This window comes from Pseudomonas sp. R3-52-08, from assembly GCF_003851745.1.
Lineage (GTDB): Bacteria > Pseudomonadota > Gammaproteobacteria > Pseudomonadales > Pseudomonadaceae > Aquipseudomonas.
On record NZ_CP027730.1, the window covers coordinates 653,060 to 672,124 of the forward strand.

At 60.6% G+C, this 19,065-nt stretch carries 19 protein-coding genes; 11 read left to right on the forward strand and 8 right to left on the reverse strand.

What is annotated here, in order from left to right:
* The first annotated feature begins 80 nt into the window (after positions 1-80).
* From C4J91_RS02760 to C4J91_RS02800, 8 genes are all read left to right on the forward strand, one after another.
* Positions 81-1,364 (forward strand): FAD-binding oxidoreductase, encoded by a 1,284-nt coding sequence (locus tag C4J91_RS02760; protein ID WP_124361045.1) that lies wholly within the window; start codon positions 81-83, stop codon positions 1,362-1,364.
* Positions 1,365-1,738: 374 nt separating this feature from the next.
* Positions 1,739-2,875: a branched-chain amino acid ABC transporter substrate-binding protein gene (locus C4J91_RS02765; protein WP_124361046.1), complete on the forward strand. Its 1,137-nt coding sequence runs from the start codon at positions 1,739-1,741 to the stop codon at positions 2,873-2,875.
* Positions 2,876-3,076: 201 nt separating this feature from the next.
* Positions 3,077-3,991: a branched-chain amino acid ABC transporter permease gene (locus tag C4J91_RS02770; RefSeq protein WP_048727385.1), complete on the forward strand. Its 915-nt coding sequence runs from the start codon at positions 3,077-3,079 to the stop codon at positions 3,989-3,991.
* Between the two features lie 2 nt (positions 3,992-3,993).
* Complete coding sequence (livM, locus tag C4J91_RS02775; RefSeq protein WP_124361047.1) at positions 3,994-5,271, forward strand: high-affinity branched-chain amino acid ABC transporter permease LivM; 1,278 nt, start codon at positions 3,994-3,996, stop codon at positions 5,269-5,271.
* Positions 5,268-6,143 carry an ABC transporter ATP-binding protein gene (locus C4J91_RS02780; RefSeq protein ID WP_124361048.1) on the forward strand — a complete coding sequence of 292 codons (876 nt, stop codon included), beginning with the start codon at positions 5,268-5,270 and terminating at the stop codon, positions 6,141-6,143. Before livM ends, C4J91_RS02780 begins: the two co-directional genes overlap by 4 nt.
* Positions 6,140-6,856 carry an ABC transporter ATP-binding protein gene (locus tag C4J91_RS02785; RefSeq protein WP_124361049.1) on the forward strand — a complete coding sequence of 239 codons (717 nt, stop codon included), beginning with the start codon at positions 6,140-6,142 and terminating at the stop codon, positions 6,854-6,856. Before C4J91_RS02780 ends, C4J91_RS02785 begins: the two co-directional genes overlap by 4 nt.
* A gap of 796 nt (positions 6,857-7,652) precedes the next feature.
* On the forward strand, positions 7,653-8,417 hold the full coding sequence (locus C4J91_RS02795; protein ID WP_124361050.1) for an SDR family oxidoreductase: 765 nt from the start codon (positions 7,653-7,655) through the stop codon (positions 8,415-8,417).
* Positions 8,418-8,603: 186 nt separating this feature from the next.
* Positions 8,604-9,509: a cation diffusion facilitator family transporter gene (locus C4J91_RS02800; RefSeq protein ID WP_124361051.1), complete on the forward strand. Its 906-nt coding sequence runs from the start codon at positions 8,604-8,606 to the stop codon at positions 9,507-9,509.
* 124 nt (positions 9,510-9,633) lie between these two features.
* On the opposite strand, the gene C4J91_RS02805 is transcribed toward C4J91_RS02800, so the two are convergent.
* The 5 genes from C4J91_RS02805 to ureE all read right to left on the reverse strand — a co-directional run bounded on the left by C4J91_RS02805 (position 9,634) and on the right by ureE (position 13,290).
* Positions 9,634-10,734 carry an AGE family epimerase/isomerase gene (locus C4J91_RS02805; protein WP_124361052.1) on the reverse strand — a complete coding sequence of 367 codons (1,101 nt, stop codon included), beginning with the start codon at positions 10,732-10,734 and terminating at the stop codon, positions 9,634-9,636.
* 156 nt (positions 10,735-10,890) lie between these two features.
* Positions 10,891-11,460, reverse strand: coding sequence for a HupE/UreJ family protein (locus tag C4J91_RS02810; RefSeq protein ID WP_124361053.1), 570 nt, complete (start codon positions 11,458-11,460; stop codon positions 10,891-10,893).
* Positions 11,461-11,480: 20 nt separating this feature from the next.
* Positions 11,481-12,095, reverse strand: coding sequence for an urease accessory protein UreG (gene ureG / locus C4J91_RS02815; protein ID WP_017849719.1), 615 nt, complete (start codon positions 12,093-12,095; stop codon positions 11,481-11,483).
* A gap of 23 nt (positions 12,096-12,118) precedes the next feature.
* Entirely contained in the window at positions 12,119-12,793 is a 675-nt protein-coding gene (locus C4J91_RS02820) for an urease accessory protein UreF (protein WP_124361054.1), read from the reverse strand.
* Positions 12,790-13,290, reverse strand: a complete 501-nt coding sequence (ureE, locus tag C4J91_RS02825) for an urease accessory protein UreE (RefSeq protein ID WP_124361055.1) — start codon at positions 13,288-13,290, stop codon at positions 12,790-12,792. Before ureE ends, C4J91_RS02820 begins: the two co-directional genes overlap by 4 nt.
* Positions 13,291-13,629: 339 nt before the next feature.
* Here ureE and C4J91_RS02830 point away from each other — a divergent pair, with 339 nt between their 5' ends.
* On the forward strand, positions 13,630-14,127 hold the full coding sequence (locus C4J91_RS02830; RefSeq protein WP_124361056.1) for a C40 family peptidase: 498 nt from the start codon (positions 13,630-13,632) through the stop codon (positions 14,125-14,127).
* A gap of 4 nt (positions 14,128-14,131) precedes the next feature.
* On the opposite strand, the gene C4J91_RS02835 is transcribed toward C4J91_RS02830, so the two are convergent.
* Entirely contained in the window at positions 14,132-14,764 is a 633-nt protein-coding gene (locus C4J91_RS02835; protein ID WP_124361057.1) for a TetR family transcriptional regulator, read from the reverse strand.
* 151 nt (positions 14,765-14,915) lie between these two features.
* Positions 14,916-15,287, reverse strand: coding sequence for a hypothetical protein (locus C4J91_RS02840; protein ID WP_124361058.1), 372 nt, complete (start codon positions 15,285-15,287; stop codon positions 14,916-14,918).
* Positions 15,288-15,644: 357 nt separating this feature from the next.
* Here C4J91_RS02840 and C4J91_RS02845 point away from each other — a divergent pair, with 357 nt between their 5' ends.
* On the forward strand, positions 15,645-17,711 hold the full coding sequence (locus C4J91_RS02845; protein ID WP_124361059.1) for an AsmA family protein: 2,067 nt from the start codon (positions 15,645-15,647) through the stop codon (positions 17,709-17,711).
* A 135-nt stretch (positions 17,712-17,846) separates the two neighbouring features.
* Here the strand turns inward: C4J91_RS02845 and C4J91_RS02850 are convergent, their stop codons facing one another.
* A complete protein-coding gene (locus C4J91_RS02850; protein WP_124361060.1) occupies positions 17,847-18,377 on the reverse strand; it encodes a bacterioferritin in 531 nt (176 codons plus the stop codon).
* A 236-nt stretch (positions 18,378-18,613) separates the two neighbouring features.
* On the opposite strand from C4J91_RS02850, the gene C4J91_RS02855 reads away from it, so the two are divergent.
* Positions 18,614-18,913 (forward strand): PsiF family protein, encoded by a 300-nt coding sequence (locus C4J91_RS02855; protein ID WP_124361061.1) that lies wholly within the window; start codon positions 18,614-18,616, stop codon positions 18,911-18,913.
* Positions 18,914-19,065: the final 152 nt, after the last annotated feature.

The following is a 19,065-nucleotide window of genomic DNA, read 5'->3' on the forward strand; positions in this document are numbered from 1 at the left end:
TCGGGAGTAAGCCCCCTCCCACATTCGGCCGGATTTTCAATTCTGAAAAGTTGTTTGTTAGGTCTCATCGGAGTCTGGCAATGTCTTTACGCGAAACATGTTTGTGGGAACACCTCACCCCGAGCCGGCCGGATCGCGCTGCGCTCAAAGGCGAAATCAAGGTGGATGTGTGCGTGATCGGTGCAGGCATCACCGGTTTGTCGGCGGCCATTCACTTGCTGGAACAGGGTAAAACCGTCGCGGTGCTGGAGGCCCACCGCACCGGCCATGGCGGTTCGGGGCGCAACGTCGGGCTGGTCAACGCCGGTATGTGGATCCCGCCGGACGAGATCGAAGCCGGTTTCGGCGAAGCCGTGGGCAGTCAGCTCAACCGCATGTTGGGCGCCGCGCCGTCGCTGGTGTTCGGCCTGATCGACAAATACGCCATCGATTGCCAACTGCGCCGCGAGGGCACTTTGCACATGGCGCACAATGCCCGTGGCGAGGCGGACTTGCGCAGCCGGGAAGCGCAATGGAAGCGCCGCGGTGCGCCGGTCGAGTTGCTGACCGGGCAGGCATGCGAGCAGGCCACCGGCACCACGAAAATCGCCGCCGCGTTGCTCGACCGACGCGCCGGCACCTTGAACCCGATGGCCTACACCAGCGGCCTGGCGAATGCGGCGGCCGGGTTGGGCGGGCAGTTATTCGATCATTCCCCGGTGACCCAGCTTGAACGCCAGGGCGCAGACTGGCTGGTGCAGACTGCCCAGGGTGCGGTGCGGGCCGCACAGGTGGTGATCGCTTCCAATGCCTACACTGAAGGCGAATGGACCGAGCTGCGCCGCAATTTCTTCCCCGGTTATTACTATCAGGTCGCATCGGCACCGCTCACCGACGACGCTTCCTCACGCATCCTGCCGGGTGGCCAGGGTTCATGGGACACGCGCCAGGTGCTGAGCAGCATCCGTCGCGATGCCGATGGCCGCCTGTTGCTCGGCAGCCTGGGCAACGGCAACCAGAAGCCGGCCTGGTTCCTCAAGGCGTGGGCCGATCGAGTGCAGCAGCACTACTTTCCGTATCTCAAATCGGTGCAGTGGGAATACACCTGGACCGGCTGCATTGCCTTTACACCCGACCATTTGATGCGTTTGTTTGAGCCGGCGCCTGGGCTGGTGGCGGTCACCGGCTATAACGGTCGCGGGGTGACCACCGGCAGCGTGGTCGGCAAAGCGTTTGCCGACTATTTGTGTCACCAGAATCCCCAGGCGCTGCCGATTCCCTTTACACCGATGCAACCGCTGGCGGGCGCAGGCCTGCGCAGTTGCCTGTATGAAGCGGGATTCTCGCTGTATCACGCCGGGCAATGCCTGCGGATCGTGATCTGATCCGCGAAACAGCGCGCGGAGGCCGGCATTTTCTTAGCCGGCTACCCATCTGTATTGGTGCAAGTCGTAGCAATCGCGCACTGTAAATGTGCAGTTCCGTTACGCACTTGGTTACAACTAGCGGAGCGGTCGTTTATCCCTCCGGTTGCAGGTGCCACCGTTCGGGGTTGTACTTTTTTTGCTTGCCGGTTGCACCTGTCGGGGCTAGACGGTTGCACGTCCTGGCGAAAGGACTCGAAACGCCAGCAATAACAATGACACCGTGTCTTTTTGAAGAATAAAAAAGTAATGGCACGCGGCTTGCTCTGAGCTTTCAGTGAAAAGTTTGAATGCAAGTTGTCGTGCCAAAAATCAAAAATATCGGAGCACCACTCATGTCCCAGACGTTTTACAAGAAAGGTTTTCTGGCCCTCGCCGTTGCAGCGGCGCTGGGTGTTTCTACGTTTGTTCAAGCTGATGTGAAAATTGGCGTGGCAGGCCCGATGACGGGTGCCAACGCCGCTTTCGGTGAGCAGTACATGAAGGGTGCCCAGGCGGCGGCCGATGAGGTCAACAAGGCGGGTGGCGTCAACGGCGAGAAGATCGTGCTGGTGGCCGGGGATGACGCCTGCGAGCCGAAACAAGCGGTGGCCGTGGCCAACCGCCTGGCCGACCAGGACAAAGTGATCGGCGTGGTCGGGCACTTCTGCTCCTCCAACACCATCCCGGCCTCCGAGGTGTATGACGAAGCGGGCATCATCGCAATCACCCCCGGCTCCACCAACCCACAGGTGACCGAGCGCGGCCTGGGCGCCATGTTCCGCATGTGCGGGCGTGACGACCAGCAGGGCATCGTCGCCGGCGACTACATCGTCGACGTGCTCAAGGGCAAGAAAGTCGCGGTCATCAACGACAAGGACACCTACGGCAAGGGCCTGGCCGACGCCACCGCTGCCCAGTTGACCAAGCGCGGCGTGAAACCGGTGCTGGAAGAAGGCCTGACCCGTGGCGAGAAAGACTTCAGCGCCCTGGTCACCAAGATCCGCTCCCTGGGCGCCGACGTCGTGTACTTCGGCGGCTTGCACCCGGAAGCCGGCCCGCTGGTTCGCCAGATTCGTGAAGCTGGCTTGAAAGACGTCAAGTTCATGTCCGACGACGGCATCGTAACCGACGAACTGGTGGCGACCGCCGGTGGTGCGCAGTACGTGGACGGCGTCTACATGACCTTCGGCGCCGACCCGCGCCTGTTGCCGGACAGCAAGGCGGTGGTCGAGCAGTTCCGTAAAAACGGCACCGAGCCCGAAGGCTACACCCTGTACGCCTACGCCTCGATCCAGGCCCTGGCCGCAGGCTTTAACGGCGCCAAGTCGAACAAGGGCGAGGACGCAGCCAAGTGGCTGAAGGCTCACCCGGTTAAAACCGTCATGGGCGAAAAGGCCTGGGATACCAAGGGCGACCTGAAAATCTCCGACTATGTGGTTTACCAGTGGGACAAAGACGGTAAATACCACCAGCTGGAAAAGCAGAAGTAAGGCTCTGCACCACAGTCCCAATGTGGGAGGGGGCTTGCTCCCGATAGCGGTGGATCAGGTTCAAATCTATTGACTGGCACACCGCAATCGGGAGCAAGCCCCCTCCCACAAGGGGACTGGGTTGTGATCAAGATCTGTCTTTTCCTCCAGAAGCGCCGCACACCCACCGGTGTGCAGGTGCTCACCGCGTGAGATTGCGTTATGGATGGTATTTTCCTGCAGCAACTGGTCAACGGCCTGACCCTCGGGTCGGTCTATGGCCTGATCGCCATCGGCTACACAATGGTCTATGGCATCATTGGCATGATCAACTTCGCCCACGGCGAGGTTTATATGATTTCCGCTTACCTCGCGGCGATCAGTCTGGCACTGCTGGCTTACTTCGGCATCGAATCCTTCCCGCTGCTCATTCTCGGTACCCTGGTCTTCACCGTCGTCGTCACCGGCGTGTACGGTTGGGTCATCGAACGTGTCGCCTACAAACCGCTGCGTAACTCCACCCGACTGGCTCCGCTGATCAGCGCCATCGGTATCTCGCTGATCCTGCAGAACTACGCGCAGATCGCCCAGGGCGCCAAGCAACAAGGCATTCCCACCCTGCTGGCCGGCGCCTGGCGCGTCGATATCGGCACCGGGTTCGTGCAACTCACCTACACCAAAGTGTTCATCCTCGTGGCGGCATTCGCCGGCATGGCGTTGCTTACCTACATCATCAAATACACCAAGCTCGGCCGCATGTGCCGCGCCACCCAGCAAGACCGCAAGATGGCCTCGATTCTGGGCATCAACACCGACCGTGTGATCTCCTACGTATTCGTCATCGGCGCCGCCATGGCCGCCCTGGCCGGCGTGCTGATCACCCTCAATTATGGCACCTTCGACTTCTATGCCGGCTTCATCATCGGCATCAAGGCGTTTACCGCAGCGGTACTCGGCGGCATCGGCTCCCTGCCTGGGGCGATGCTGGGCGGGATCATCCTCGGTATCTCCGAGTCGCTGTTCTCGGGGTTGATCAACTCCGACTACAAAGACGTGTTCAGTTTCTCCCTGCTGGTGGTGATTCTGATTTTCCGTCCCCAGGGCCTGCTTGGTCGCCCACTCGTGGCGAAGGTGTAAACATGTCTGCTGCCAAATCTATCGATATCAAGAAAAGTGTGGTCGATACGGTCCTCGCCGGGCTGATTTCGCTGATCGTGTTCGGCCCGATCGTCGGCGTGGTGCTCGACGGCTACAGCTTCAACCTGGAACCGGCGCGCGTGGCCACGTTGGTCGCCATCGTGATGGCCGGGCGCTTTGCCCTCAGCCTGTTCCTGCAAACCCCCAAGGGCGTGAAGATCCTGCAGGGTTTCGAAAGCAGCGGCTCCGGCGTGCACGTGCGGGCGCCGGACTACAAGTCGCGGCTGCGCTGGATCATTCCGGCGTTGATCGTGATCGCCATCGTGTTTCCGATCTTTGCCAACAAGTACCTGCTGACCGTGGTGATCCTCGGGCTGATCTACGTATTGCTCGGCCTGGGCCTGAACATCGTGGTGGGTCTGGCCGGTCTGCTCGACCTGGGTTATGTGGCGTTCTACGCCATCGGCGCCTACGGCCTGGCGCTGGGTTACCAATACCTCGGCCTGGGTTTCTGGACGGTGCTGCCGCTGGCCGCCATCGCGGCGGCGTTGGCGGGGTGCATACTCGGCTTTCCGGTATTGCGAATGCATGGTGACTACCTGGCCATCGTGACCCTGGGCTTCGGTGAAATCATTCGCCTGGTGCTCAACAACTGGCTGTCGTTCACCGGTGGCCCGAACGGCATGCCGGTGCCTTCGCCGACCTTCCTCGGCCTGGAGTTCGGCAAGCGTGCCAAGGACGGCGGCATTCCGTTCCACGAGTTCTTCGGCATCGATTACAACCCCAATATCAAGTTCATGTTCATCTACATCGTGCTGTTCCTGGTGGTGCTGGCCGTGCTGTACATCAAGCATCGCCTGACCCGCATGCCGGTCGGGCGTGCCTGGGAAGCCCTGCGCGAAGATGAAATCGCCTGCCGCTCCATGGGCCTGAACCACGTACTGGTCAAGCTCTCGGCGTTCACCATCGGTGCCTCCACGGCCGGCTTGGCCGGGGTGTTCTTTGCCAGCTATCAGGGCTTCGTCAACCCGTCGTCGTTTACCTTCTTCGAGTCGGCGTTGATCCTGGCCATCGTGGTCTTGGGCGGCATGGGCTCGACGGTTGGTGTGGTGATCGCGGCGTTCGTGTTGACCGTTGCCCCGGAACTGCTGCGCAGCTTCTCTGAATACCGCGTGCTGCTGTTTGGCGTGTTGATGGTGGTGATGATGATCTGGCGACCGCGCGGGTTGATCCGCATCAGCCGTACCGGTGTGACACCACGTAAAGGAGTGGCGCCATGAGCAAGGAAGTCGTCCTTTCCGTTGAACACCTGATGATGCACTTCGGTGGCATCAAGGCCCTGAGCGACGTGAGCCTCAAGGTGAAGCGCAACTCGATCTTCGCCCTGATCGGCCCCAACGGCGCAGGCAAGACCACCGTGTTCAACTGCCTCACCGGTTTCTACAAGGCCAGTGGCGGCAAGATCGAACTCAACGTGCGTGGCAAGCAGACCAATGTGATCCAGTTACTGGGTGAGCGCTTCCAGGCCACCGATTTCGTCTCGCCGAAAAGCTTTTTCAGCCGGGTGTACTACAAGATGTTCGGCGGCACCCATTTGGTGAACCGTGCGGGCCTGGCGCGGACCTTCCAGAACATTCGCCTGTTCAAGGAAATGTCGGTGCTGGAAAACCTGCTGGTGGCCCAGCACATGTGGGTCAACCGCAACATGCTCGCCGGTATCCTCAACACCAAGGGCTACCGCAAAGCTGAAAGCGATGCCCTCGACCATGCCTTCTACTGGCTGGAAGTGGTCGACCTGGTGGACTGCGCCAACCGCCTCGCCGGCGAGCTTTCCTACGGCCAGCAGCGCCGCCTGGAAATCGCCCGCGCGATGTGCACGCGGCCGCAGATCATCTGCCTGGATGAACCGGCGGCGGGCCTCAACCCTCAGGAAACCGAAGCCCTCAGCGCGATGATTCGCCTGCTGCGCGACGAACACGACCTCACAGTGGTGCTGATCGAACACGACATGGGCATGGTAATGAGTATTTCCGACCACATCGTGGTGCTGGACCACGGCAACGTGATCGCCGAGGGCGGGCCGGACGCGATCCGCAACGACCCGAAAGTGATCGCCGCCTACTTGGGCGCAGACGAAGAGGAACTCGTATGAACGGGCCTATCCTCGAAATGAAGGACCTGGACGTGTTCTACGGCCCGATCCAGGCCCTGAAAAAAGTCTCGCTGTACATCAACGAAGGCGAAACCGTCAGCCTGATCGGCTCCAATGGCGCGGGCAAATCCACGCTGCTGATGTCGATCTTCGGCCAGCCGCGGGCTGAGTCGGGGCAGATTCTCTACAACGGCGTGGACATTACCCACAAGTCGTCCCACTACATCGCCTCCAACGGCATCGCGCAATCGCCGGAAGGGCGGCGGGTATTCCCCGACATGACCGTCGAGGAAAACCTGCTGATGGGCACCATCCCCATTGGCGACAAGTTCGCGCAGGAAGACATGCAGCGCATGTTCGAGCTGTTTCCACGGCTCAAGGAGCGGCGTAACCAGCGCGCGATGACCATGTCTGGTGGCGAGCAGCAAATGCTCGCCATCGCCCGCGCGCTGATGAGCCGGCCCAAGCTGTTGCTGCTCGATGAGCCAAGCCTGGGCCTGGCGCCGATCGTGGTGAAGCAGATCTTTTCCACCCTGCGCGAGCTGGCCTCCACCGGGATGACCATTTTCCTGGTGGAGCAGAACGCCAACCACGCCCTGCGCTTGTCGGACCGCGCCTATGTAATGGTCAACGGCGAGATTCGCCTGACGGGTACCGGCAAGGAACTGCTGGTGAATGAGGAAGTGCGCAACGCCTACCTGGGCGGTCACTGATCTCAATAACATCTCGGTCCCCTGTGGGAGGGGGCTTGCCCCCGATAGCGGTGTATCAGTCAGCACATCTGTTACTGACCCACCGCCATCGGGAGCAAGTCGAATCGTCGCACCGCCCCTCCCACATTGTTTTGTGTGATCCATAAGGCCTGCGCCAAATTGTGGAAAACAAATTCAGCTCCCCTCCAAAGCGCGACATATAGCCGCCGCAAATCCCTGTTTTGTCACAGTTTTGACTTGTCCCCATCCGCTGTGGAACCGGCTGTGGGTAAGGTGGGAGTAGCTGGCTGCAGGCCTCTGAAACCGCGGCTTGCAGCGGTGTGGTTAGTATTTGCCCAGCCACTTTTTCGGGACCCGTCGAGGGGTTTGTCAACCTGTTTAAAGACACAGGTATATGACCGTTGCGTGTCACTCCAGCCTGTGGATAAGTCTGTGACTAAACTCTGGAAAGACTGCCGCAGAGGCCGGAATGACTGGCCTGGAGCCATCGTCCAGATGTTCACCGGGGAAAACGCCTACATACGCCTCTGTCCAGGTCAAGCAAAAAACTTTCTAAAACCATCTGCAGGCCTTGTATAACGTGGCTCAAGGCGATTTGCACTTGCCCCCAAAGACTGTGGGCGCAGTTGTGGATAACCTGCGCGTATGTGGCTGCAGGCCTTGATCTGCATAGCTCTGCCCGGCGTGGTTAAAAAATGATCAGATGAGTATGAAAGTGCGCGCATAGCGGTTGCCGCGAGGGCAGCGTAAGGGCATTCTGCTGGCAACTTTTCCCGTTGCCCGCAAGGAGACCACCATGTCCGACACGCTGTTTATTACTGGCGCCACTTCAGGTTTCGGTGAAGCCTGTGCCCGCCGTTTTGCCGAAGCTGGCTGGAAACTGGTGCTCACCGGCCGGCGTGCCGAGCGCTTGAATGCGCTGGTCGAAGAGCTCTCCAAGCAAACCGAAGTGCATGGCCTGGTGGTGGACGTGCGTGATCGCAAAGGCATGGAAGACGCCATCGCTAATTTGCCGCCATCGTTCGCCACGTTGCGCGGGCTGATCAACAACGCCGGCCTGGCCGTGGGCACCGACCCTGCGCCCAAATGCAACCTCGACGATTGGGAAACCATGGTCGACACCAATATCAAAGGGCTGCTGACCACCACCAACCTGCTGCTGCCGCGCCTGATCGCCCATGGCCGTGGCGCCGGGATCATCAACCTGGGTTCCATCGCCGGTAACTACCCTTATCCGGGTAGCCATGTGTATGGCGGGTCCAAGGCGTTCGTGAAGCAGTTCTCACTGAACCTGCGCTGCGACCTGCAAGGCACCGGCGTGCGGGTGACTAATATCGAGCCGGGCTTGTGCGAGAGCGAATTTTCCCTGGTGCGTTTCGGCGGTGATCAGGCGCGTTATGACGCGACCTACGCGGGCGCCGAGCCGATCCAGCCGCAGGATATTGCCGACACGATCTTCTGGGTGCTGAATACGCCGGCGCACGTGAATATCAACCGCTTGGAGCTGATGCCGGTGAGCCAGACCTGGGCTGGGTTTGCGATTGAGCGTGGGGCCAAGTAAGGCTCAACTGATTGTTCCCACGCTCCGCGTGGGAATACCGCCGGGGACGCTCTGCGTCGCGCTTTGCTGGTGACGCAGAGCGTCACACCATGCATTCCCACGCAGAGCGTGGGAACGATCAAAGGTACACTCCGCTCCTGAAAACCCTCCGCACTGTGCGGTTTAAAGGTTTTGACGGGAGGAAATGTGAGTAACCGAGGTGAGCAGGCACTGCTCAAACAATCGACCATCCTGATGTTCGCAGTTGCGACCGCCGGGATTGTCACGGGTGTGATATCCGGCGCCCAATCCATTCTGTTCGACGGCTTTTTCTCGCTGATCGCCACCGCCATCAAGGTGTTGATGCTGATCACGGCCAAGCTGATCGCCAAGAAAAGCAACGAGCGGTTCCAGTTCGGCTACTGGCACCTGGAGCCCATGGTGCTGTTGATCGAAGGCAGCTTTCTGCTGTTGATCGCCATCTATGCGTTTCTCAACGGCGTGTTCGGCATCATCAATGGCGGGCGCGAGATCGAGTTGGGGCTGGTGATCATTTATGCGGCGGTGTTTACCGTGGTGGAGTTCGCCTACTTCTTCTATGTGCGCTACCGCAATCGCACGCTGAAATCCTCGCTGATCCAGTTCGACAACATCAGTTGGCTGGTAGACGCAATGCTGTCGGTGGGCCTGTTGATCAGCTTTCTGGCGGCACTGCTGCTCAAGTCCCAGGGGTATAGCGAGTGGGCGGTGTATGTCGACCCGCTGATCCTGATCCTGTTGGCCCTGAGCATGCTGGCGCCGGCCTTCAAGATCCTGCGCCCGGCGTTGCGTGAGGTGCTGGGGATCGCCCCGGATCACCTGGACGACACCGTGCGCGAAGTGATGGACGCGGCCCAGGCCAGGCATGGTTTCGATGACTACGTGTCCTATGTGCAAAAGCACGGGCGGGCGCGGTTCATCGAAATCCATGTGGTGTTGCCGGCGGATTACCCGGTGGATAACGTCGCGACCCTCGACAGACTGCGCGAGGAGATAGCCACAGGGCTAGGCACGCCGGATGCGGCGCGCTGGTTGACGATCAGTTTTACTGGGGATCGCAAGTGGATTGCATGAAGTCAGTTAGACCGAGGTGAGGCCATCGGGAGCAAGCCCCCTCCCACATTGGATCGGGTTCACACAGTCAAATGTGGTAGGGGCGGTGCGACGATTCGACTTGCCCCCGATGAGGCCCGTAAGGTCAGCCCAAATGCTGGGTCAGACCCTGATAGCAAGTCGCCAAATGATAAGGTGTGGTAGAAGGCATATCCCGGCGGCTCACCTGACCGTCGGCATCCAGGCATTCATGCCAACCCTTCCCATGCAGGAAATGCTCTTGCAGCGCCAGCAATTGACGCTGCAGCACTGCCTCGCTGTCAGGTCTCAGGGTCAACGCCCGCAGGTATTCAGCCTGCGCCCAGATACGTTGAGTGCCGTCGCGCACGCTGCCGTCCAGGGCAAGCATGCCGCTGACCGCACCGCTTAACTTATCCACACCCTTTTGCTCGGCATAGGCAAACGCTCGCGTCAGTGAGGCATGCAGCGCTGTACCGCGCAGCACATCCGACGACTCGAGCAAAAAGAACCACTCGAACTGATGCCCTGGCTCGAACCAGTTATCCACAGCGCCCAGCGGTTTTTCCATCATCACGCCGTGCTGGCGGTCGATAAAGCGCTTTTGCAGGGCGCCGGCCAAGTCCAGCAATGCGTCACGCGTGAGGGGATCGTCACGCACCGCCAGTGTGGCGAGAAAGCCTTCGGCCAGGTGCATCAGCGGGTTCTGCAAGGGGCCCGACTTGAGGCTTGACCAGTTGCGCTCAAGCACCGCTTCGTAGAGGCCGTCGCCGCTGGCGAAGCGTTCGGCGACCACGGCAAGCGCGGCATTGAGCACCGATTCCATCAACGGTTCACGCACCTTGGCCCAGTAATGGGCGCAGGCAAAGATGATGAAGGCGTGGGTATAGAGGTCTTTGCGTTTATCCAGCGGCTGCCCGGCCGGGTCGATGCTGTAGAACCAGCCGCCGTGTTCGGCGTCGTGGAAGTGCCGTTGCAGGGAACGGAACAGTGTGGCGGCGCGCTCCTCGGCAAAGGCTGCACCGGGTTCGCCGATCAGGCTGGCGAACAGGTACAACTGCCGGGCGCAGGCCATGGCGCGGTAGCGTTGTGGAGGCAACGGCTGGTGATCGGCGTCCAGTGCCTCGTACGGCAGCGCCAGGTCGGCATTCCAGCCCGGGCCCTGCCAGAGCGGCACGATCAGGTCATGGAAGTGCGTGAGCACGGAATTCAAAAGAGGTTGGGGCATCGGCTGGCGTCGTCACGGCAGGGGTGTGGCGCGCATGGTATCAGGCTGATCGTTCCCACGCTCTGCGTGGGAATGGTTTTCATGACGCTCCGCGTCATGCGTGGGAACGCGGAGCGTCCCCGGCTGCATTCCCACGCGGAGCGTGGGAACGATCTATCAGCCCGCCAACAACCAGACCCCAGTCGCCGCCGATGCAGCCCCGGCCACCCGCACCAACGGTGCCGCCGCCGCCGGCAGCAGGCGCACCACGGCATAACCGGCTGCGTGCAGCGCCGCAGTTGCGCCGACAAACCCCGCCGCATACGCCCAGGGGCTGGACATGTCCGGTAACTCCAAGCCATGGGCCACGCCGTGAAACAGGGCAAACAACGCCGTCACACCCACCGCCACGAACAACGGCGGCCGTACTGCCAGCGCCACCGCCAGGCCCAGCGCCAGCACCGAGGCGGCAATCCCGCTTTCCAGCGCCGGCAATTGCAGGCCTTCAAACCCCAGCATGCCGCCAATCAACATGGTGCCGACGAAGGCGCAAGGCAGGGCCCAGCGTGCATTGCCTTTTTGCTGCGCCGCCCACAGCCCGACCGCAACCATGGCCAGCAAGTGATCGAGACCGCCCAGCGGGTGGCTGATGCCGGCAACCAGGCCATTGTCGCCGTGACCCGGGTGAGCAAACGCGAGGGCGGGGGCCAGCAGCAACGCGGCGGCGAACAGTTTCTTGAGGTTCATATACAGGCTCCGTAGGGGGATCAGGCAGCGGTCAGCAGGCCTTGGCGTTCGATAAAGGCGACGATTTCATCCAGGCCGACGCCGGTTTTCTGGTTGCTGAACACAAAAGGTTTGCCATTGCGCATGCGTTGAGTGTCGCTGTTCATCAACTCCAGCGAGGCACCCACCAGCGGCGCGAGGTCGATCTTGTTAATCACCAGCAGGTCGGATTTGCAAATACCGGGCCCGCCCTTGCGCGGGAGTTTGTCGCCGGCGGACACATCGATCACATAGATGGTCAGGTCTGACAGCTCGGGGCTGAATGTCGCCGACAGGTTGTCGCCGCCGGACTCCACCAGAATCAGGTCCAGGCCGGGAAAACGCCGGTTGAGTTGGTCCACCGCCTCCAGGTTGATCGAGGCATCTTCGCGGATGGCGGTGTGCGGGCAGCCGCCGGTTTCCACGCCGATGATGCGCTCCGGCGCCAGGGCCTGGTTGCGCACCAGGAAATCGGCGTCTTCGCGGGTGTAGATGTCGTTGGTGACCACCGCCAGGTTGTAGCGGTCGCGTAGCGCCAGGCACAGGGCCAGGGTCAGGGCCGTCTTGCCGGAGCCTACCGGGCCGCCGATGCCGACGCGCAGGGGTTGTGTGTTCATGTCAGGTTCTCCAAAAAACAGTCTCAGGAACGGAACAGGCGGCTGTACTGGCGTTCATGAGCCATGCATGCCAAAGACAGGCCAAAGGCGGCGCTGCCCAGATGATCGGGTTCGATGCGGTCGGCATGCTGCTGGGCCTGTTGCAGCAGCGGCAGCAGCTCGCTGGTCAGGCGCTGCGCGGCTTGCTGGCCCAGGGGCAGGGTTTTCATCAGCACGGCCAGTTGATTTTCCAGCCAGCTCCATAGCCAGGCGGCGAGCGCGTCGTCGGGGCTGATTGCCCAGGCCCGCGCGGCCAGCGCCCAGCCGAGGGCGAGATGGGGTTCAGGGTGTTGGGCAAGAAAGTCGCGGGCGGCGGCGTCCAGTTCCGGCAAGCCATTGAGCAGTTGCTGCAGGGAGTAGCCCATCTGCCGGCTCTCCTGATACAGCTCGCGGGTTTCGCGGCTGGCACGGTGTTCTTCACACAGCTGCGCCAAGCGTGGCCACGCCTGTTCTGTGGCCGCGCGGCAATGGGCGAGCAGCAACGGCGCTTCGAAACGCGCGAGGTTGAGCAGCAATTGATCGCTGATCCAGCCCCGCGCGCTGGCGGCATCGTTGACGCGGCCGTTGTCCACGGCCATTTCCAGTCCCTGGGAATAGCTGTAGCCACCAATCGGCAACTGCGGACTGGCCAGGCGCAACAGCGCCCAGGCTGGGTTCATAGACGCACGCCGAACTGATGCAGTTTGGGCGCATAGTTGAAGGCTTCATCGCCATGCCGCGAATGATGATGGCCACCGCCGTAGGCCCCGTGTTCAGGCTGGAAGGGCGCCTCGATGGTGTGCACATCGGCGCCCAGCTGCTCAAGCATGGCCTTGAGCACGTAGTCATCGAGCAGGCGCAGCCAGCCATCGCCGACCTGCAGGGCCACATGGCGGTTGCCAAGATGATAGGCGGCGCGGGTCAGTTCAAACGCGTTGCGACAGGTGACGTGCAGCAGTTGTTCAGGACGCGCGCAGACACGTACGACGCGTCCGTCTTCAGCTTGTAGGAATTCGCCGTCATGCAGCGGCGACTGCCCACGCTCCAGAAACAGGCCGACGTCTTCACCCTCGGCACTGAAACAGCGCAGGCGGCTTTTGCTGCGGGCTTCGAAGTTCAGCAGCAGTTCGGCGGCCCAGAGGGCTTGCGGGGCGATTCGGCGGTGGATCACCAGCATCAGAAAGCTTCCGGCTATGAGCGATAAGGGAGCTAGAGCAAGGGGCTTGCCAACCCGGAAGGTGCGTAGGAATTTCCTGTCAGCAGGGCGCGAGCGCCACAAGGCAGGGCACTCGCTGAGTGCATCTGTGTGGCAATTTGGTGCGCTTGAGCGGGTTTTAGCACCGTAAAAGGGCATTTTGCGTGGTGAGCGGCCGTGTGTTGCATGAAACTTCTTTCATCCAATTCTTCATTGCGTTTTTAAGGATTTATCCCACAAAGTCACGGGAATCGGCCTTCGTGGAGTTACACGGGGGTTGTTTAAGATTCGCGCCGTGTTTAATTCACTGCGATGTTCATCATGTTCAAGTCACTTATCTGTTCCGTCATTGTCAGCCTGTCGTGCCTTATCTCATCAGCCTCGGCCACTCTTCAACAGCCGCCCACCTTTGTTTCCAAGCCCGCATCATCCTCGGTCGACGATGTGATCGACCGGGCCCATCAATTGCTCGGCACACCCTACAAGTGGGGCGGTACGTCTACCGAGCAAGGGTTCGATTGCAGCAGTTTCCTGGTCTATCTGTTCAAGACCGAAGCGAATATTCAGCTTCCGCGCACCACGGCTGCGATGCACCGTTCCACCGCCGCGACCATCAAGCGCACTGCGTTGAAGCCGGGCGACGCGGTCTTTTTCAAAGGCAACGGGCAGGGGCGGGTGAGTCACGTCGGGCTGTATATCGGCGAAGGCAAATTCATCCATTCACCGCGTACCGGCAAAAATGTGCGTATCGATTCGTTGAGCAATACCTATTGGAGCAAGAACTACACCACGGCCAAGCGCTTTCATACGGCCGGCTGAGGCATTACTCGGTGCTGCCCAGGCCTTGCCAATGCTTGAGGCCGATAAAGATGAAGCGCAATTGCTGGGTGATCTTCGCCTGGGGCGTGAGATGGGCAGGCAACGCGTGGGCGGGTGGGTCGATGATGTCGGGCAGGGTGGCGAACACGCTTTTGACGATGAGGTCAGCCATTACGTGCAAACCTTCGGCATCCAGGTGTTGCAGCTTGGGCATCAGCGTGAGGTCGGCCGCCAGGTCGCGGGTGATGTCTTCGCGCAGGGCGCCGATGGCCTGGCGCACCGCCAGGCAACCGCCATATTGTTCGCGGGCCAGGAACAGGAACTGGGAACGGTTGGCCGAGACCACATCGAGAAAGATCCGCACGGACGCATCGATGATCCCGCCCATCACGAATTCGTTGTGGCGCACCAGTCGAATCGTGGCGCGGAAGGTCTGGCCGACTTCACTGACCAATACGAGCCCAAGCTCGTCCATGTCGGCGAAATGGCGATAGAACCCGGTGGGTACGATACCCGCGGCCTTCGCCACTTCGCGCAGGCTCAGGCTGCCAAACCCACGGCCACACTCCATCAGATGGCGGGCAGCGTCCATCAAGGCGAGGCGGGTCTGTTGCTTCTGTTCGGCGCGGGGCAGCATGAGCGGATGGGCTTTGTCAGCGAGTACAGCGACGCACTCTAGCAAAACCGCTTTGCCGGCGTCGAACTTGGCGGGGGCGAGACGTGACGCGGTCTATATAAAAGCGAAAGCCCGATCGACAGACCGGGCTTTTTTATGGGCCACCATGGGCTTAGCTCTGTGCTTGATGCAGTTCTTCCAGACGGTCGGCACCGCCTTCAGCAAGACCTTGGGTGTAGGCGCGATCATTGGCTTGTTCAGCACCGCCTTCTACCAGACCTTTTTCTTGCAGGCGGTCGTTGCCACCTTCGGTCAGGCCTTCGGTGTAGGCGCGTTTGTTGGCCTGTTCCGAACCGTTTTCAGCGACAGCGCCTTTGGCGTAGTCACGGTTTTCGTCTTCTTGCGAACCGCTGCGCGCCAGGGTCTGGCTGGACTGCACGGCTTGAGCTTTGTTCTGTGGGGTGGCCTGTTCGGCGGCTGGCAGGGCAAAGGCACTGGAAGCCAGGATGGATAACAGGACGGTAGCGAGTACTTGGCGTTTCATGAGGGTTGCTCCTTGGGAGGGCGATAAAGTGGGTACAGGGCTAATGCTACTCTTGATAAGTCGATATAAAAGTTCATAAAGACAATGGTAATAATCAACAGAATTGATTGTTCCCACGAGAGGCTCTAGAACGCGCCTCTCAAGCACGCGGTTTTGCACCGGGGTGGGTATTTTCGACACGAACCTGGGTAACAATGGTGCGTCGTTGATGATCAACCTTGTCTGTTTGATCAGGAAAATCGCTTTTTTCGGCTAAATCGGCCGTTGCGTTAAACCCCCGGGCACTTTGCCAGTCGTAGTCCTATAAGCTGTGTCAAAGGCTGTTGCCCAGCCAGTCGTATTCAGGAGTCCTGTGCAATGACGCGCACTCGAAAAATTGTCGCTTGGAGCTGCGCCAGCTTCGTTCTGTTGATTGCCATCGCGGTATTGGTCCTGGTGTTCTTCGACTGGAACCGCATCAAGCCCCCCCTCAATGCCAAGGTCTCCGAAGAGTTGCACCGCCCGTTCGCCATCAATGGCAACTTGGCGGTGGTGTGGCAGCGTGAGCCCGACGAAGGCGGCTGGCGCGCGTGGGTGCCGTGGCCCCATGTGATTGCCGAAGACCTGAGCCTGGGTAACCCCGACTGGTCCAAGCAGCCGCAGATGGTCACGCTGAAGAAAGTCGAGTTGCGTATTTCGCCATTGGCCTTGCTGGCACAACGCGTGGTGATCCCGCGTATCGACCTCACCGAACCGAGCGCCGACCTGCAGCGCCTGGCGGACGGCCGGGCCAACTGGACCTTCACGTTCGACCCCAAGGACCCCGACGCCGAGCCTTCCAGCTGGGTGGTGGACATCGGCGCCATCGGCTTCGACAAGGGCCACGTCACCCTCGACGACCAGACCCTCAAGACCCGCCTCGATGTGATCATCGACCCGCTGGGCAAACCGATTCCTTTCGGTGAAATCGTCGGTGACGCCGATGCCAAAAAGGTCTTGGAGAAAGGCTCGGCGCCGCAGGACTATGCGTTCGGCCTCAAGGTCAAAGGCCAGTACCATGGCCAGGCGCTCGCCGGCACCGGCAAGATCGGCGGGTTGCTCGCCTTGCAGGACGCGGCCAAGCCTTTCCCGCTGCAGGCCCAGGTTCAGATCGCCGACACCCGCATCGCCCTGGCCGGCACCCTGACCGACCCGCTCAACCTCGGCGCCCTCGACCTGCGCCTGAAGCTGTCGGGCAGCAGCCTCGGCAACCTCTACCCGTTGACTGGCGTGACACTGCCCGATTCGCCGGCGTACTCAACCGACGGTCATTTGATCGCCAAGCTGCACGAAGCCAGCGGCGCTTCATTTCGTTATGAAAACTTCAACGGCAAGATCGGCAACAGCGACATCCACGGCAACCTCGCCTACGTTGCCAGCCAGCCACGGCCCAAGCTCAGCGGCGCGCTGGTGTCCAACCAGCTGCTGATGGATGACCTGGCACCCTTGATCGGCGCCGACTCCAACGCCAAGCAGAAAGCCCGTGGCGGCGAAAGCAAACAACCGGCCACCAAAGTCTTGCCGGTGGAAGAGTTCCGCACCGAGCGCTGGCGCGAGATGGATGCCGACGTGGAATTCACTGGCAAACGCATTGTGCACAGCGCCGACCTGCCCTTCACCGATCTCTACACGCACCTGGTACTCAACGATGGTGAGCTGAGCCTTGAACCCCTGCGCTTCGGCGTGGCCGGCGGCAAGCTCGATGCGCAGATCCGCTTGAACGGCCGCACCACGCCGATGGAAGGCCGCGCGAAACTCACGGCGCGTAACTTCAAGCTCAAACAGCTGTTCCCGACCTTTGAGCCGATGAAAACCAGCTTTGGTGAACTCAACGGCGACGCCGATATTGCCGGGCGCGGCAACTCCGTGGCGGCGCTGCTGGGCACGGCCAACGGTGACTTGAAGATGCTGATCAACGACGGCGCCATCAGCCGTGGCCTGATGGAAATCGCCGGCCTTAACGTGGGCAACTACGTGGTGGGGCGCCTGTTTGGCGACAAGGAAGTGAAGATCAACTGCGCGGCGGCGGACTTCGGCATCAAGACCGGTTTGGCAACGACACGCTTGTTTGTGTTTGATACCGAGAACGCGATCATCTACGTCGATGGTACAGCGAATATGGCGACCGAGCAGTTGGACCTGACCATTACGCCGGAGTCCAAGGGCTTTCGTCTGTTCTCCCTGCGCTCGCCGTTGTACGTGAACGGGCCGTTCATCAAGCCCAATGCCGGCGTGAAAGCCATCCCCCTGGCGCTGCGCGGCGCGGGCATGGTCGCCCTGGGTGTGATCGCCGGCCCGGCTGCCGGATTGCTCGCACTGGTCGCCCCAAGTGGCGGCGAGCCGAATGCGTGCGCACCATTGTTGCAACAGATGCGAGAAGGCAAGGCGCCGAAAACCGTGAAGTAAATAACGGACTGCACCTGAAACCAAATGTGGGAGGGGGCTTGCTCCCGATTGCGGTGTATCAGCCAATCAATCTTTGACTGAGACACTGCCATCGGGGGCAAGCCCCCTCCCACAGTGGTATTGCGGTGTTACGGGTTACAGACCCTGCAGAATATCCGCCATGTCATCGGCGTGTTCTTCTTCCTGGGCCAGGATGTCTTCGAAGATGCGACGGGTAGTCGGGTCTTTATCGCCGATGTACTGAATGATCTCGCGATAGCTGTCCACCGCGATGCGCTCGGCCACCAGGTCTTCGTAGACCATTTCCTTCAGCGAGTTGCCCGCCACGTATTGTGCGTGGGAGTTCTTCGACAACAGGTCGGGGTTGAACTCCGGCTCGCCGCCCAGTTGCACGATGCGTTCGGCGAGTTTGTCGGCGTGTTCGGCTTCCTGGGTGGCGTGCTCCAGGAACTCGTCGGCGGCGACGCTGGCTTTCAGGCCGCTGGCCATGAAGTAATGACGCTTGTAGCGCAACACGCAGACCAGCTCTGTGGCCAACGATGCGTTGAGCAGGCGGATGATTTCTTCGCGGTCGGCGTCATAGCCTTCGGTCACGGCACCGTTTTCGACGTTCTGGCGGGCGCGGCTGCGCAGGGTCGCAACGTCAGTCAAGTGTGCTTCAGTCATCTCAATCTCCTGGGGCTAATCCGGTTTTACGCCACGCTCTGCCGGCGTGATCGCTCCAGGTTGTGAGTCGCGCAAGGGGCGAAAAGTTTTATCGGATTTAACCGGATGTGTCATGAGCACTCCGTGTACTGGCATCGCGGCGACTGGAATATCCATGGCCGGTGAAGTTGTAACGAGTTTTGACTACACTGCGCTGTAGGCCGCGCCCTTCGGCACGGTAACCGGGAGAAAACTCCATGAAGATGCTGCGTATTCCGTTGATCATGATGAGCCTGCTGCTGTGTTCCCAGGGTTTTGCCGCCACCGCCCAGCAAAACAAAATGACCACCTGCAATGCCGAAGCCTCTACCAAGACCCTCAAGGGCGACGAGCGCAAGGCCTTCATGAAGACCTGCCTGTCGGCCCCGGCGGCCAATGACGCCAAGACCCTGACCCCGCAGCAGCAGAAGATGAAGGATTGCAACGCGTCGGCGAAAACCAAGGCGTTGGCCGGTGATGCGCGCAAGACCTTCATGAGTACTTGCCTGAAGAATTGATAGCCCCAGGCCATAGAAGGCTGCGACACTCGTACACAGCCCCCTGTAGGAGCGAGCTTGCTCGCGAAGAACTCCATTACCCCCGCGTTTATTCAGAATAAACGCGTTATCGTTGGCGACCTTCGCGAGCAAGCTCGCTCCTGCACATCCTT

Coding starts and splice junctions, on each gene's coding strand:
- C4J91_RS02760 (WP_124361045.1), top strand. CDS start 81: ATGTCTTTACGCGAAACATGTTTGTGGGAACACCTCACCCCGAGCCGG.
- C4J91_RS02765 (WP_124361046.1), top strand. CDS start 1,739: ATGTCCCAGACGTTTTACAAGAAAGGTTTTCTGGCCCTCGCCGTTGCA.
- C4J91_RS02770 (WP_048727385.1), top strand. CDS start 3,077: ATGGATGGTATTTTCCTGCAGCAACTGGTCAACGGCCTGACCCTCGGG.
- livM (WP_124361047.1), top strand. CDS start 3,994: ATGTCTGCTGCCAAATCTATCGATATCAAGAAAAGTGTGGTCGATACG.
- C4J91_RS02780 (WP_124361048.1), top strand. CDS start 5,268: ATGAGCAAGGAAGTCGTCCTTTCCGTTGAACACCTGATGATGCACTTC.
- C4J91_RS02785 (WP_124361049.1), top strand. CDS start 6,140: ATGAACGGGCCTATCCTCGAAATGAAGGACCTGGACGTGTTCTACGGC.
- C4J91_RS02795 (WP_124361050.1), top strand. CDS start 7,653: ATGTCCGACACGCTGTTTATTACTGGCGCCACTTCAGGTTTCGGTGAA.
- C4J91_RS02805 (WP_124361052.1), bottom strand. CDS start 10,734: ATGCCCCAACCTCTTTTGAATTCCGTGCTCACGCACTTCCATGACCTG.
- C4J91_RS02810 (WP_124361053.1), bottom strand. CDS start 11,460: ATGAACCTCAAGAAACTGTTCGCCGCCGCGTTGCTGCTGGCCCCCGCC.
- ureG (WP_017849719.1), bottom strand. CDS start 12,095: ATGAACACACAACCCCTGCGCGTCGGCATCGGCGGCCCGGTAGGCTCC.
- C4J91_RS02820 (WP_124361054.1), bottom strand. CDS start 12,793: ATGAACCCAGCCTGGGCGCTGTTGCGCCTGGCCAGTCCGCAGTTGCCG.
- ureE (WP_124361055.1), bottom strand. CDS start 13,290: ATGCTGGTGATCCACCGCCGAATCGCCCCGCAAGCCCTCTGGGCCGCC.
- C4J91_RS02830 (WP_124361056.1), top strand. CDS start 13,630: ATGTTCAAGTCACTTATCTGTTCCGTCATTGTCAGCCTGTCGTGCCTT.
- C4J91_RS02835 (WP_124361057.1), bottom strand. CDS start 14,764: ATGCTGCCCCGCGCCGAACAGAAGCAACAGACCCGCCTCGCCTTGATG.
- C4J91_RS02840 (WP_124361058.1), bottom strand. CDS start 15,287: ATGAAACGCCAAGTACTCGCTACCGTCCTGTTATCCATCCTGGCTTCC.
- C4J91_RS02845 (WP_124361059.1), top strand. CDS start 15,645: ATGACGCGCACTCGAAAAATTGTCGCTTGGAGCTGCGCCAGCTTCGTT.
- C4J91_RS02850 (WP_124361060.1), bottom strand. CDS start 18,377: ATGACTGAAGCACACTTGACTGACGTTGCGACCCTGCGCAGCCGCGCC.
- C4J91_RS02855 (WP_124361061.1), top strand. CDS start 18,614: ATGAAGATGCTGCGTATTCCGTTGATCATGATGAGCCTGCTGCTGTGT.